The following is a 13,734-nucleotide window of genomic DNA, read 5'->3' as shown; positions in this document are numbered from 1 at the left end:
GTTCGTGGCCCGGGTGGAGTTCGTAGCCCGCATGAGCGGAGCGATATGCGGGAACAGCGGTCCCCGGGTATCGCTGCGCTCACCCGGGCTACAGTCCTACGGCCTCAATTCCCCTCGAACACGGGGGTCCGCTTGTTCGAAAACGCCTCGAACGCACGATTGAAATCTTCCGTGGTCATGCAGAGCGCCTGGGCCACCGCTTCAGCCTCGATCGCCTCTTCCACCGACATCGCCCATTCCATCGCCAGCATACGCTTGGTCATGGTGTTGGCGAAAGTCGGTCCTTCCGCGATCTGCTTGCCCAGCAACTGCGCCTGCGGCAGCACCTGTTCCGCCGTGACGATCCTGGAGAAGAAGCCCCACTTCTCGCCCTCCTCCGCGGTCATGAAGCGGCCTGTATAGAGCAGTTCCGATGCGCGCGATTGCCCGATGATGCGCGGCAGGATCGCGCAGGCGCCCATGTCGCAGCCGGCGAGCCCGACCTTGTTGAACAGGAACGCGACCTTGGCGCCGGTGGCAGCCAGCCGCAGGTCGGACGCCATCGCGATGATCGCGCCCGCACCGGCGCAGATGCCTTCTACCGCAGCCACGATCGGCTGCGGACAGGCCCGCATTGCCTTCACGAGGTCGCCGGTCATGCGCGTAAAGGCGGTGAGGCCCTTGGTATCCATCTGGATCAAGGGGCCGATGATTTCGAACACATCGCCGCCGGACGAGAAATTGCCACCCGCGCCCGTGACGACCACGGTCTTGACCTCGTCATCCATCGCGCAGGCGCGGAAGAAATCGGTGAGCTCGCGATAGCTTTCGAAGGTCAGCGGATTCTTGCGCTCGGGACGATTGAGCGTCACGGTGGCGACGCGATCGACGACGGCGAGCAGAAAATGTTTTGGCGAATAATCCGCCAGCGGCAGCGTGACGGGGTTTGCGGGCTTGCTCATGGGATCTCCCTGAAGTGCATTGTTGTTGGATCAGACCTCGCCGCCGGCAACGGCGATCGATTGTCCTGTGATGGCGCCGGCGCCCTCGCCGCACAGCCAGAGCACGGCGTCCGCGACTTCCGACGGCGCGACGAGGCGTCCTTGCGGATTGTGCTTTGCCAATTCGGCGACCGCCTGCTCCCGGCTGCGGCCGGTCTTCTTGATGATGTTGTCGATCGAGCCTTCCAGCAGGTCGGTTTCGGTGAAGCCGGGGCAAACCGCGTTGACGGTCACACCGCTCTTCGCCGTCTCCAGAGCCAGCGAACGGACAAGACCGATCACGGCATGTTTCGCCGCGCTGTAGGCCGAGACATAGGCGTAGCCCTTGAGACCGGCGGTAGACGCGACGGCGATGATCCGCCCGTGGCGGCGTTCCACCATCCCGGGCAATACCGCTTGCGTGGCGTGGACCACGCCCATGAAATTAACGTCCATCATCCGCTGGAACAACGCCGCATCGGAACGGCCGAAGGGCGCGGACTCCGCCGTGCCCGCATTGGCAATCAGGATATCGATCGGCTGCCGCGCGGCGGCTTCCGCAACGGCCGATTTGACCGACGCCTGATCAGCGACGTCGGCTACGGCCGCGAACTGCGCCGCGCCGGATGCGACGGCTTCATCGAGCGTCGCGCTGTTGCGGCCGAGCACCGTTACCGTAGCACCGGCCTTCGACAGCGCCGCCGATATCGCAAGGCCAATGCCCCGCCCGCCACCGGTGACGAGCGCATGGGAGGAACGCGACAATTGAGACATCGGTCAGGCCTCCAGGATGATGGTCCAGCATATATTTTAAACTTCAAGCTTTTGCAAGGAAGGCCTCGGGCCGTCATACCCCGTGCAGCCGTAGGGTGGGCAAAGCGAAGCGTGCCCACCGTCAAGCAGCCCGATCGATGATAGATGGTGGGCACGTCGGTTACGCGCCTTTGCCCACCCTACGGAGCTACGGAGCAACCCTCTCGGTCCACCGCGCAGCGACATCGCTACCGATATCCGTATCCTCATCCCTGAACAGATGGACGATCGCGTTCGCATAGTAGTGCAGCAGCACCATCTCCTTCGGGTTGACGCGGTAGGTGTCATCGGTCTCGATCACGAGATGGCGCAGCGTCAGCATCCGCAAGCCGACGGAGATCGCGTAATCGCGGTCGGCGCGCGGGATGTGAACGTAGGTTCCGAGGCGCTCGAGCTCGCCGATCAGCGCCGATACGCGGCCCTTGATTTCGAGCAGCGTCAGCGGCTGATCGCCGGCCGCAAGGATGGCGGTCGAGACCAGCGAGACGGGCAGCGCCGGCACCACGCGGCCAACGGCCTCCATCAACTCGTTGCCGAGCCGTTCGACCTCGATACGGCGCGGCTCGGCCGCGAGAACGCGAAAGTCGATCTTCCTGGCCTCGACATAATTTCGCAGCGACACCGGCTCGCCGAAACTGACGCAGGTATAGCCGAAGCGATACCACTCGCCGCGCATGGCCAGCCAGAGATGGCGGAAGAAATGGCGTGCAAAGACCGCCGCGTTGAAGCCGAACACCGGCTTCTTCCCTGGCTCGGTATTGGCCGCCGAGGTCAGCATGCGGTCTTCCAGCACGCGGTCGTAGTTGACGGCAACCGGGATGAACACCACATCGCGCGGTCCGTGCGGATCGAAGTCCGCTACCATGTAGCTCAGCAGCCCGAATTTCGGCGGACGCAGCTTGCCGTCGCGACTGAGCCCGCCCTCCGGGAAAACCGCCTGCGTGACACCGGCGGCGGTCGCCATGTGTACATAGCGCGACAGCACCTTGCGATAGAGCGCCTCGCCGGAATCGCGCGCGATGAAATAGGCGCCCATCGAGCGGATCAGATTGCTGAGGCCCCACACCTTGGCCCATTCGCCGACGGCGTAGCTCAGCGCCGACGAGGTCGAGGCGACATAGGTCACCAGCACGTAATCCATGTTGGAGCGATGGTTGATGACGAAGATCACGGACGAAGCGGGATCGACGGCCGCCAGCGCCTCGTCGTTACGGACGCCGATCCGCACCCGGTACAGCATATGGGACACGGCGCGCGCGATCCGCGTCCCGACGCGAAAATAGGCATAGGCGCTGAACGCCGGAACGATCTCGCGGGCGTAGCGCCTCACCTTCTCCATCGCGACTTCGTTCGGCACGCCGGTCTGGAGCGAATATTCCTCGGCCGCCCGCAACACTTCCGGGTCGAACACCAGGCGATCGATCAGCACCTGGCGCTCGGTCAGCTTGAACGGCTGAATGCGAAGCTTCAGTTTGGTGTTGAGCTCCTCAATGGCGCGATTGGCGCGGCGGCGCAGCGCCCAACGCACGCTGGGAATCAGGATACGATCCAGCGTCGCCAGGATCGCGAAGACCGCCATCAGCACGACGACCCAGAGCGGCAAGCTTACCTGCGACCCCATGCAAAACCCCGATCCCGCCTCGGCCGTGACGCCGCGCGCCGCCGCTCCGCGATGTCACGATACGGTCTGGAACTCCACCGTGACAAGCGTTCCGAGCGTCGAGACCGGACGATTTCCGTTCGCTACCGCGATAACGACGACGTTCGTTCGAGCCAGGGTGCGTACCCACAAATCGAGCTTGATCGGCTTTGCTTGATCGATGTCCGCCACCGTCCGGACAGCGACCAAATTCCGCATCGCAACCAAATAACGCGACGTGCCACAAACGGACTCATCGAGTTCGCCGGGATGGATCGTTCATCGCTGCAGTGCTCTTCGGCCTTGCGCTTTACGGTCCCGGTCATTTCGACGGCCTCCGCTTGATGTCGATGGTGCTATGGCCGCGCAAATCTCGCTGCCATCGCGGATCAGCCGCAGACCCGCACCCGGCGGACCCGCCAGCTATTGCCGTTCCAGAAACGCTGCGTCACCCATTCGCAACTGCCAAAATCATCGTATGGCCCGGGACCTGCTCCGTAGGGGGCGGGCCAATAGCGGTCCGGAGCTGCGACGCCTGGGGCGACGCCACGCTGTGCGCTTGCGGGCGTTGTGGCGAGCGAACCGGCAATCGTTGTGACGGCGACAAATGCAGAAAATGTCTTCCTCATTCCAGGCCCTCCTGTGCTCGCTTGGCGTGCGGCCACGCGACCGACGCAACACCCAAGACACAAAGAAATTCCCGCCGCTGCACGTCAATCCCTCAGCGACCATCGGATCAGGTCAACTGAGTGCATTTGATAGGGGCTGGCTCCGAGTTGCCTGTTTGCAAAGTCCGTTGTGGGTCATTCGCGACGGATCGAGCCAGCAGCAAGTCCGATCATGTACGCTGTGCGCGGAAAGCGGAAGTAAATTCGTGGCGCTTCAGTCCGAATTTGGCTGCGCGCTAACGAGTGCACGACCTAGCCCGGCATGAACGCATCGAACGCGGCCCATAGCTGGTCGCGATAGCGGTCGTCTTCCTGCAGGATTTCGTGCTTCGCGCCCGCGATCAGGCGATGCGATCCCGCCGACAGACGGCGCGCAAACGCCGCGATGGCAGGGCTGGATACGACGGCGTCGTCGCCTGCCGCGAGCATCAGGACGGGCTGACGAATCCCGCGAGCAAACTCCGGCGAGCGAAACTCGGCCATCGCCGCAAAGGCCGCGTCGAGCCACGCCACGGTCGGCGATGCAATCCCGAGCGTCGGATCGGCCTGCAGGATGGCCGCGTTGCGGGCATAGCGGCGGGGATCCGAGGTCAGGGGATTGCCGGGAAAATGCGACGGCTTGGTCAGCTCGCTGTTCCCGCCCGGAATAAACCGCTCGCCCATTCCGGCCGCGCGCAGCATGCGCATCAGGCCGCGCATCGGCAGCGACGTGCGCGGAGCCGGCAGGTCGACCATCGGCGAGCAGAGCACGAAGCGTTCGAACACTTCGATGCCGGCATGCGCGACGTGCAGCATCACCGCGCCGCCCATCGAATGCGCCAGTGCAAAATAGGGGGGCGGACAATCCGGCAGCACCACCTGCTTGACGAAGGCCGCCACGTCGGTCTGGTACTCCGAAAAACTCTGCACATGGCCCTTGAACGGGTTACTCAACCGGCGCGCGGAATGCCCCTGCCCGCGCCAGTCGATCATCGCTACCGCATAACCGCGGCTGCGCAGATCCTGCACCGTCTCGAAATACTTCTCGATGCACTCGCTGCGCCCGGTGAAGACACAGACGGTTCCCCGGCCGGTGGCCGGCGCCGCCCAGCGCGCAAAGCGCAACGCAGTGCCATCCGACGCCCCGATCGTTCCGGCATGCGCGCCCTCCGGAACGGGATTGGACGGTATGGAGAGGAGTGTCATGGCGCGGACGACCGGGCGCCGGTCAGGCGAAGAACCGCCTGGCGGCAACCAGCAAGGCGCCGGGTCGTCGGCCGCTGCATCTAGATGATCCCGTTGCTGCGAAGCGCGGCGATGGCATCCGCGTCGTAGCCGATATCGGCCAGCACGCGGTCGGTATGCTCACCGAGCGTCGGTGGCCGCGTGACGATTTCGCCCGGCGTTTCCGACAGCCGCACTGCGGCGCGCATCGTCGGCGCGGGGTTCGGCAAACCGGGATAGTCGACGTCCTGCATGAAGCCGGTCGCGCGGATATGCGGATGCTCCAGCGCCTGCTGCGGGCTCAGCACCGGACCGGCCGGAATCATTGATTTGCCGAGCGTGTCGACGGCTTCCTGCGTGGTGCGCTCGGCGCACCAGCGCGCCATCCGTTCGCTGATGACGGGGCCGTTATCGCCGCGCTTGATGTCGTCAGCAAAACGCGGATCGTTCAGCCATTGATCCTCCTCACCCATCAATCGGGCCCAGCGGATAAACAGCGGGTGACCGGTGACCTGGCACAGCACCCAGCCATCCCTGGTGCGGTAGATGTCAGCGGGCGCCGCGGTCTGGCCGAGATTGCCTGATGGCACGCGGTTGGCCGATATCACCGCCTGCTCGATCAGCGTCGCGTTGGTGAAGGACAGCGCGGTCGCGAGCAGCGCGCCCTCGACGATCTGGCCGCGCCCGGATTTGCCGCGCTCGATCAAAGCGGCGAGCGTGCCGAAGGCGCAATGCAGCGCGGTTCCGAAATCGACCCAGTTCACGGCGGCCCGGTACGGCGGATCGCCCTTGCCCGTCATGTACACCGCGCCCGACATCACCTGGCCGACGCCATCGAAGCCGACGCGGTCGGACCACGGCCCGGGGTTACCGAACGCGGTTGCCGTCGTCAGGATGATGTCCGGCTTGATCGCCTTCAGCGATTCATAATCGAGCTTCATCGCCCGCAGCGTCTGCGGCGGCAGGTTGGCGACGACGACATCTGATGTAGCGACCAGCCGGCGCATCACCTCCTGCCCCTCCGGCTTCATCGGATCGAGCGTGATGCATTTCTTGTTGCGGTTGACCTGCAGGAACAGCGCGCCCTCGCCGCCTTCGCCGACCGGCGCGACAAAACGATCCTCGCTGCCGTCGCGCTTTTCGACGCGAATGACCTCCGCGCCGAATTCCGCCAGCAGCGTCGCGCAATACGGCCCCGCGATATAGCGCCCGAAATCGAGGACGCGAACGCCGTCCAGAACTCCCCCCATCGATCTTTCCTTATGTCTGGCCTGCCGGTTGTTCCGGGCCTTCTAGCATGTTGATGAATGAATTGGAGGACCATACAATCACTGATCTTCTCCGAACGGAACATCCCCAGATGACCTCGACTGCAAAACGGCCCTATCGCGGCGTCTTCCCCGTCGCTCCGACCATTTTCGACGAGCGGGGGGAGCTCGATCTTGAGGGGCAACGGCGCTGCATCGATTTCATGATCGACGCCGGCTCCAACGGGCTGTGCATCCTGGCCAATTTCTCCGAGCAGTTCGTGCTGACCGATGCCGAGCGCGAACAGGTGATGGTCGCGGTGCTCAAGCACGTCGCCGGCCGCGTGCCTGTCATCGTGACGACGACGCATTTCGGCTCGCGCATCTGCGCCGAGCGCAGCCGCCAGGCGCAGGAGGCGGGCGCGGCGATGGTGATGATCATGCCGCCCTATCACGGCGCCACTTTCCGCGTGCCGGAAAAGGCGATCTTCGACTTCTATCGCACCGTGTCCGACGCGATCAATATCCCGATCATGATCCAGGATGCGCCGGTTGCCGGGACGCCACTGTCGGTCGATCTGCTCTCGCGGATGGCGCGGGAAATTCCGAACGTCAGCTATTTCAAGATCGAGGTGCCGATGGCGGCGGCAAAGCTGCGCGATCTCATTGCAGCCGGCAGCGACAGCATCGAAGGGCCCTGGGACGGCGAGGAAGCCATCACGCTGATGGCCGATCTCGACGCCGGGGCGACCGGCGCCATGACCGGCGGCGGCTATCCTGACGGTATCAGGCAGATCATCGATCCCTATCTCGCGGGACGCCGCAGTGAGGCGATGGCGGCCTATGCCCGCTGGCTGCCGCTGATCAATTACGAGAACCGCCAGTGCGGCTTGCAGGCCGCAAAAATCCTGATGAAGGAAGGCGGCGTGATCGGCTCGGACGCGGTTCGTCATCCCTTGCAAAGGGTTCATCCGGCTGCGCGCGCGGGTCTCGTTGAAATCGCCCGCCAGCTCGATCCCGTGGTGTTGCGCTGGGGGCGATAGTCGATCGCCGTCATCGCTGCGGCATAGCCGCCTGCCCGTCGTGACGTGACCGGAGGAACGTCACTGCTCCCCGCGCATTAATACGTAGAGACGCGGGATGGTCCGGCATGAGCAATGTGAGCTACCTGCACGACACGAGCTCCGAACCGGCGCGGCGCGAACCGGACGCTTCAGCAGGTTCAGGCGATCAGGGCCGCGGCCGCCGCTCGGTGTCGCCATGGCAAATTCCCTGGAGGGGATGGAAGGATATCCTGATCCGAACCTACCAGCAGGTCGGCGAAGACCGCCTTCTCGCTGTCGCCGCCGGCGTCGTCTTCTATGGGCTGCTCGCACTGTTCCCGGCGATAACCGCCCTCGTCTCCTCCTATGCACTTTTCGCCGATGCAAGCACGATCAACGAACACATGACGATGCTTGCGGGCATCTTGCCGGAAGGCGCTCTCGGCATCGTCAGGGATCAGGTCGGCCGGGTCCTGGCTCAGGGTGAGGTCAGGCTGGGACTGGCCTTTCTGTTCTCCTTCCTGCTTGCCGTGTGGAGCGCCAATGGCGGGCTGAAGGCCATCATGGATGCGCTCAATGTCGTCTATGACGAGGACGAGAAGCGTGGTTTCTTCAAGCTCAACGCGATTTCCCTCGCCTTCACCTTCGGCGGGCTGGTCGCTGCACTCCTCGCCATCGGCTCCGTGGTCGCACTCCCGATCGTTCTATCCACCATCGGGCTCGGGGTCGTCACCGATGCGCTGTTCCGGTTCGGACGGTGGCCCGTTCTGGTCCTGACCATGCTTGTGGGCCTCGCCGTGCTCTATCGGTTCGGACCCAGCCGCCGCGCGGCGCAATGGCGCTGGCTGAGCGTCGGCAGCGTGCTTGCAACGCTCGCGTGGCTCGCCGGATCGGCTTTGCTGTCATTCTATCTGGCCAATTATGCTAATTACGACGCAACCTACGGCTCGCTCGGCGCCGCGATCGGGCTCATGATGTGGATGTGGATGTCAACGATCGTCGTGTTGTTCGGCGCTGAACTCAATTCGGAGATCGAGCATCAGACCGCGGTCGACAGCACCGAGGGCGGAAACAAGCCGCTGGGTCGCCGCGGCGCGGCGATGGCGGACACGATCGGGGAAGCGAAATCATAAACAGGCAACCAAATGTTCCTGTTTTTCTCGAACCGGCTGGGATGTCTCGGTTCGCTGCTGCTTTCGGCAGCCGTGACCTTCGCTCTGCTTGTCGCCCTGGGCTTCCTGCATTTTTGACCCCGCCTTTGCCACCCTTGCAGGGCTGAACTGGAAATCAGGATTGGAACGCCTACATCAAGAGCCTGCAATCCGCTCCAACTGATCCCCGCCGTGAAGAGATACCTGGTCATTTTTCTTCTGCTCATGCTCGTTCCCGTGGCTGTTTCCGCCGTGAAATATCTGCTCGGCGAGCGGCGCGAGAACTGGCAGACGGCCGACCGTTCGAGCGCCGGGCTGCTTCCCAAGGCCTCCGAGCATGCGGACGCCGTCATCAGGGTTTTCGCGGCAAGGACCGTGCGCTGGCGCGGGATATTCGCGGTTCACACCTGGATCGTCGTGAAGGAACGCGGCGCCAGCCGTTACAGCCGCTATGATTACACGGCCTGGGGCGAGCCGATCCGGATCGACGGATTCCAGGCCGATGGACGCTGGTTCGGCGCGATCCCCGAAACGGTCGTCAGCGTCGATGGTCCGAAGGCGGAAGAACTCATTCCCAAAATCCGCTCGGTGATCGAGACCTACCGGTTTCGCGCCTATGGGGATTACAGCGCCTGGCCCGGTCCGAACTCCAACACCTTCGTCCAGGCGATCCTGAATGCCGTTCCGGAACTCGAAGCGGTGTTGCCGCCGACGGCGATCGGAAAGGATTACCCTTATCATGGCGATTGGGTCGGCCTCACGCCGTCGCGCACCGGCGTGTTTGCTTCGCTCGGAGGCTATCTCGGGCTGACGATCGGATGGATCGAAGGGGTCGAGCTCAATTTCTTCGGCGGCGTGCTCGGCTTCGACATCCGCCGCCCCGCGTTGAAACTGCCTGGCGTCGGCCGGCTCGGACTGGCGGTCGGTCCGTGAGTCACTGGACCAAACGGGATTGATGGCAACCGATGGGAACCTTCGTTCCGGTCAAACGTCGAAAGTCGGGAGGATCGACATGACCAGCGAACAGACCTTTGCATCTTTGCTCGGCGAGGCCGCGATGGCGGTCTGGGGTGACATGCCGCGCGACATCCAGGAAGCGCTGTTCGAGACCGCCATGCGCGACCGGTCCGAGCTGCGTCACGATCTGGCGAGGCTGTTGCATGAGCGCCATCCGAGAACGCAGCATCCGGCCAAGCCCGCCTGATGTCACTTAAAGCGGGATGACTTTTCTTCGAATCGTCATCCCGCTCCATCTTTTTGTTTGAGCATGATCTCCGCGCAAACGCGTTCGCATTTGTCGCAAGGGAAAACCGCTACACACTTTTCCGGATCATGCTCTAGTCCGGAAACATGACGTCGGCGATCACGGGCAGATGGTCCGAATAGGCGCGGGCCTTGCGATCGGTCCAGGCCGAGCGGATGATCAGATCGCGCGAGGCATAGATCCGGTCCAGCCGCATCATCGGCAATCTTGCGGGAAACGTCCGCAGCCGGGTCCGGACCGGGCAGATCCGCGCCAGCACGCCCCGCACCGACTTCACCCAGAACCAGTCGTTGAAATCGCCGAGCACGATTGTTCGCGTCGGCTGCACCAGGTCGATCAAAGCATGCGCCTGGGCGTGCCGTTCATGGATGCTCAGGCCGAGATGGGTGGCAATGACCTTCAGCTCGCCGAAGTCCGACAATATGCGCGCGGCAATGGCCCGGCGGGGCTCGCGTTCCCGATATGACACGTCGATCACCGTCGGTGGTTCGACGAAGGGCCAGCGGCTCAACAGCGCCTGGCCGTAATCGCCGTCCTTGGTGATGATCGAGCGGGCATCGATGCGGTGGTCTCCGACGGCCTTCGCCAATTGAACGAAGGGATCGTCGGTGCGCCCGCGCGAATCGACCTCCTGCAGCGCCACCACGTCAGGCGACCAGTGCCGGATCACCGAACAAACGCCGTCCACATCGAACTTCGGATTGAGGTTGAAGGTGCCGTGGACGTTCCACGTCATGATGCGCAGCGTAGCCGTCACGTTCGTCGTCCCGCCATCCACGTTACCAGGAACTGCACGCCAAGGCACAGCGCGATCCAGGCCAGAATCGCCAGTGCCAGCAGCAGCGCATTCGCCCACGAGGCATTCCGGGCGAGATCTGCGATCTGCGCACCGAGCGCGGCCATCACCGCGATCCCCGGCGCCATGCCCAGCGCGGTGCCGAGCAGAAAATCGCGCAGGCTGAGCTTGCTGGCGCCCGCCACGACGTTCACGATCGAGAACGGGGCGATCGGCACCATCCGGATCATGGCGACAGCGACGACCCCCTTGCCGATGATGCGGCCCTGCACCCTTGCAGCCCGGCGGCCGAGCAGCCGCTGCAGCCGCGCCTGGCCCAGCACACGGCCGATCGAAAACAGCGTGAGCGCGCTAAGCAGCACGCCGACGCCGGCGCTGAAGAACCCCAGCCACGGCCCGAGCGCCGCCGATGTTGCTGCGATCAAGACCAGCACCGGAAACACCACCAGCCCGCCGACGACGAAGGCGGCAATCGCAAACAGCGGCGCGAATTGCGAGCGCGCGGGCTGCGAAATGACCGAGGAGACGAAGCCGACATCGGTGAAATCGCGCAACGGCGTGTACTGCCAGATCAACGCCAGGCCGGCGAGCGCCGCGGCCAGTCCGGTTACGGCCAAGATCGTTCTCGGCGTCCACATGCGCGTCGCGGCACGGTCGAGATGAAGCGGCTCCCTGGGATCGGCGACCGGCTGCACCATGGTCGCCATGCTGCCGGCGGTCGCGGCCGGATCGATCGGCTGAAGCGATTTCGCGCCGCCGCCTTCGCCCAGGCGATCGAGATATCCAAGGAGATCGGCCTCGTTGCTTGCGATCTCCTCCTCATCGACGCCGCAGAAATGACCGATCAGTTGACGGCGGATCCTTTCGATACATTTGCGATGCGCCTCGGACGTCGCCTCGAACGCAAGGTCGCATTCGGTGTCGGCCCCCATCGAGCGATTGTTGAGATTGGCCGAACCGACGCGCAGGATGCGGTCGTCGACGATCATCACCTTGCTGTGCACCATGACGGCGGCGGCTTCGCCCCCATCCTGCGTCGATGGATAGAGAAAGCGGATCCGGTCCATGACGCCGGCCGCCACAAACGGCGCGATGAATCCGCCGCGGCCGCTCTGCATCGCCTGCGATTCGAACCAGGACGAATGCATCTTCGGCGTCACGATCAGGACGCGAAGCTGCGGCACGTCGAGCATCCGCTGCGCCAACAGGCGCGCGATGTCGGCGGCGCTGGTAAACTGATTCTCGATATAGATGAAACGATCAGCCACATTGATCGAGGCCTCGAACAACCGCGCGACCTCGTTGACGCCGGCATCGCTTGCGGTTGCGATCTCGGTCCGCGCGATGCCGACCGTCATGCCCCGGCACTGCACCGGCACCGAGGCCGGCCAGCGGTCATCAGCGACACCCTCCGAGGTTTCGACCGTGCAGCCGGCGGCCCGCCATCTGTTCTCCACCACTTCCGTCAGGCTGGCCGCGGCTTCGCCATCCACCATGCATTGCACGTCGTGAAACGGCGGATACGGCTTGCCGTCGGGATCGGCCCGTAGCGGGTGATGGATTTTGTGCTCGCTGGTGTCCCAGCGCCGGATCGTCAGGTCGAGACCGCCGGAAAACGCCAGCGCGCCGTCGATGACGACGATTTTCTGATGCTGCGCCGAGCCCAGGGGAAGACTGGAATCGAAGCAGAAACGGAGCCGGTCCGATGCGTCCAGGGTGAATTTGGCGGCGGAATTCCACTCCCGCTCCGCCGCGTACAGCGCCGGAAAATTCCAGCTCAGGATGTTGATGCGCAGGTCGGGCCGCTCTCTCAGCAGCGCCTTGAGAAACGCCCCGAGTTGTTCGGGATAGCCGTCCTCCGCATGGCCGGAAGGCCCGACAAAGCGGGTCTGGCTGTGGATGTCCCAACCGATGATGTAGACCTGCCGCGTCGCGCGCAGCAGCGCTTCCCGCAGAGTGGCGAAATACGCGGCCGCGTCGTTGAGAATTGCCAGCCGCCTTGCCTTGCACCTTCTCCAGACGGTCTTACCCGGGACGAGGATGGATGAGCTTCGCAGCAGGCGACACCTCGACAGAACATGGAAGCAGATGCGGGATCGAAAGACGCAAATTCGCCCGCCGGCAAATCAACGGTTTGCGGCCAGGAGAGTTCCAGCCGGACGGAACCTGGTGCCTCAACGAAATCGCCGACCCCGTACGTGGACGCCGGCTTCTCCCGGTCGGGTAGAGCCGGCGTCCGGGCGTACCGCGCTGGCCTGGGTGGAAGAACCTTCTTCCTCCACCACGGGTTCGATGTAGCTGCCATGCAGCGATGTCGGCGACTTGAAGCCGTCGAACATGACGCGGACGGTGCTGCGATAACGACCCGAGCCGACGACAACCGCTTCCCGGCCGGCAAGATTTGGGCATCGCATCGCTCCGAGCGCACTCGTCCTGACACGGGTCCCTGCAGGCAGCGCAGGCTGTTGATCCGATGCCCCTTTACGGGGTCCGGTTCTGGGGCCACGCGCTTTTGCGGCATTCATTATCCCGCCCTACGCTGAGATCGAATCGTCCGAGGCCTGCCGGTCCGGTATGGCCCGCCAATGCGCCACTTCCTCACCGACGGTCCGCTCGCCGGTTCGATTGCGGCCAACAGCGCGGTATTGATTTTCCGCAACTCGCCCAAGCTTCGCCATGCAATCCGCACAGCTCGGCAAACGCTATTCTGACCGGGGAAGCTTTCGCGCCAAAAGAGGCCCCGGCCACAGGGGGACTGTTCCGGGGTCGCCATCGGACGGGGGGCTGGCATTCACCGAGGCTCAGTTTCGAGTGGCTTCTTCTTGCAGGGCAAAGCATAGCATCGATCAAGTTCCCGGACTGAACGCCATCGGCGCAGGTGCGGGGATCATTGGTGTTAACCCTTTCGACGCCGCGAGGCTCAACATCCGATCGGAGGGAGCCAACACGCC

General features: G+C 63.9%; 13 protein-coding genes. 5 read left to right on the top strand and 8 right to left on the bottom strand.

Translation table 11 applies throughout. The annotated features are described in order from the left end of the window. Positions 1-104: 104 nt before the first annotated feature. From CQ12_RS00640 to CQ12_RS00615, 6 genes are all read right to left on the bottom strand, one after another. Positions 105-941, bottom strand: coding sequence for an enoyl-CoA hydratase family protein (locus CQ12_RS00640; protein ID WP_057833433.1), 837 nt, complete (start codon positions 939-941; stop codon positions 105-107). A gap of 30 nt (positions 942-971) precedes the next feature. Next, entirely contained in the window at positions 972-1,733 is a 762-nt protein-coding gene (locus CQ12_RS00635; protein ID WP_057833432.1) for an SDR family NAD(P)-dependent oxidoreductase, read from the bottom strand. 187 nt (positions 1,734-1,920) lie between these two features. After that, the gene (locus tag CQ12_RS00630; RefSeq protein ID WP_057833431.1) at positions 1,921-3,393 is read right to left on the bottom strand and encodes a 1-acyl-sn-glycerol-3-phosphate acyltransferase; all 1,473 of its coding nucleotides are present in this window, start codon (positions 3,391-3,393) and stop codon (positions 1,921-1,923) included. A 407-nt stretch (positions 3,394-3,800) separates the two neighbouring features. Then, positions 3,801-4,040 carry a hypothetical protein gene (locus CQ12_RS41575; protein ID WP_083519052.1) on the bottom strand — a complete coding sequence of 80 codons (240 nt, stop codon included), beginning with the start codon at positions 4,038-4,040 and terminating at the stop codon, positions 3,801-3,803. A gap of 291 nt (positions 4,041-4,331) precedes the next feature. Continuing rightward, positions 4,332-5,264, bottom strand: a complete 933-nt coding sequence (locus CQ12_RS00620; protein ID WP_057833429.1) for an alpha/beta fold hydrolase — start codon at positions 5,262-5,264, stop codon at positions 4,332-4,334. Between the two features lie 80 nt (positions 5,265-5,344). Then, positions 5,345-6,532, bottom strand: a complete 1,188-nt coding sequence (locus tag CQ12_RS00615) for a CaiB/BaiF CoA transferase family protein (RefSeq protein ID WP_057833428.1) — start codon at positions 6,530-6,532, stop codon at positions 5,345-5,347. A gap of 110 nt (positions 6,533-6,642) precedes the next feature. On the opposite strand from CQ12_RS00615, the gene CQ12_RS00610 reads away from it, so the two are divergent. The 4 genes from CQ12_RS00610 to CQ12_RS00595 all read left to right on the top strand — a co-directional run bounded on the left by CQ12_RS00610 (position 6,643) and on the right by CQ12_RS00595 (position 9,927). After that, entirely contained in the window at positions 6,643-7,572 is a 930-nt protein-coding gene (locus CQ12_RS00610) for a dihydrodipicolinate synthase family protein (protein ID WP_057833484.1), read from the top strand. Between the two features lie 107 nt (positions 7,573-7,679). Next, positions 7,680-8,705, top strand: coding sequence for a YihY/virulence factor BrkB family protein (locus CQ12_RS00605; protein ID WP_083519051.1), 1,026 nt, complete (start codon positions 7,680-7,682; stop codon positions 8,703-8,705). A 222-nt stretch (positions 8,706-8,927) separates the two neighbouring features. Next, positions 8,928-9,656 carry a DUF3750 domain-containing protein gene (locus CQ12_RS00600; RefSeq protein WP_057833483.1) on the top strand — a complete coding sequence of 243 codons (729 nt, stop codon included), beginning with the start codon at positions 8,928-8,930 and terminating at the stop codon, positions 9,654-9,656. A 79-nt stretch (positions 9,657-9,735) separates the two neighbouring features. Beyond that, positions 9,736-9,927, top strand: a complete 192-nt coding sequence (locus tag CQ12_RS00595) for a hypothetical protein (RefSeq protein ID WP_057833427.1) — start codon at positions 9,736-9,738, stop codon at positions 9,925-9,927. A gap of 133 nt (positions 9,928-10,060) precedes the next feature. On the opposite strand, the gene CQ12_RS00590 is transcribed toward CQ12_RS00595, so the two are convergent. Continuing rightward, a complete protein-coding gene (locus CQ12_RS00590; RefSeq protein WP_245309662.1) occupies positions 10,061-10,744 on the bottom strand; it encodes an endonuclease/exonuclease/phosphatase family protein in 684 nt (227 codons plus the stop codon). Further along, positions 10,741-12,405, bottom strand: coding sequence for a VTT domain-containing protein (locus CQ12_RS00585; protein ID WP_488225997.1), 1,665 nt, complete (start codon positions 12,403-12,405; stop codon positions 10,741-10,743). Before CQ12_RS00585 ends, CQ12_RS00590 begins: the two co-directional genes overlap by 4 nt. Here CQ12_RS00585 and CQ12_RS45820 point away from each other — a divergent pair. Continuing rightward, complete coding sequence (locus CQ12_RS45820) at positions 12,340-12,831, top strand: hypothetical protein (protein ID WP_245309661.1); 492 nt, start codon at positions 12,340-12,342, stop codon at positions 12,829-12,831. The genes CQ12_RS00585 and CQ12_RS45820 overlap by 66 nt on opposite strands. The last annotated feature ends 903 nt before the right edge of the window (positions 12,832-13,734 follow it).

It is taken from the genome of Bradyrhizobium jicamae, assembly GCF_001440395.1.
In the GTDB taxonomy this organism is placed as follows: domain Bacteria; phylum Pseudomonadota; class Alphaproteobacteria; order Rhizobiales; family Xanthobacteraceae; genus Bradyrhizobium; species Bradyrhizobium jicamae.
Note: the sequence above shows the minus strand (reverse complement) of the source record. Positions and strands in the feature narration are given on the sequence as shown.

What these genes read in the sequence shown, in the direction of transcription:
- CQ12_RS00615 (WP_057833428.1), bottom strand. Translation starts at nt 6,532, where the DNA reads ATGGGGGGAGTTCTGGACGGCGTTCGCGTCCTCGATTTCGGGCGCTAT.
- CQ12_RS00595 (WP_057833427.1), top strand. Translation starts at nt 9,736, where the DNA reads ATGACCAGCGAACAGACCTTTGCATCTTTGCTCGGCGAGGCCGCGATG.
- CQ12_RS00635 (WP_057833432.1), bottom strand. Translation starts at nt 1,733, where the DNA reads ATGTCTCAATTGTCGCGTTCCTCCCATGCGCTCGTCACCGGTGGCGGG.
- CQ12_RS41575 (WP_083519052.1), bottom strand. Translation starts at nt 4,040, where the DNA reads ATGAGGAAGACATTTTCTGCATTTGTCGCCGTCACAACGATTGCCGGT.
- CQ12_RS00605 (WP_083519051.1), top strand. Translation starts at nt 7,680, where the DNA reads ATGAGCAATGTGAGCTACCTGCACGACACGAGCTCCGAACCGGCGCGG.
- CQ12_RS00630 (WP_057833431.1), bottom strand. Translation starts at nt 3,393, where the DNA reads ATGGGGTCGCAGGTAAGCTTGCCGCTCTGGGTCGTCGTGCTGATGGCG.
- CQ12_RS45820 (WP_245309661.1), top strand. Translation starts at nt 12,340, where the DNA reads ATGGATTTTGTGCTCGCTGGTGTCCCAGCGCCGGATCGTCAGGTCGAG.
- CQ12_RS00610 (WP_057833484.1), top strand. Translation starts at nt 6,643, where the DNA reads ATGACCTCGACTGCAAAACGGCCCTATCGCGGCGTCTTCCCCGTCGCT.
- CQ12_RS00620 (WP_057833429.1), bottom strand. Translation starts at nt 5,264, where the DNA reads ATGACACTCCTCTCCATACCGTCCAATCCCGTTCCGGAGGGCGCGCAT.
- CQ12_RS00640 (WP_057833433.1), bottom strand. Translation starts at nt 941, where the DNA reads ATGAGCAAGCCCGCAAACCCCGTCACGCTGCCGCTGGCGGATTATTCG.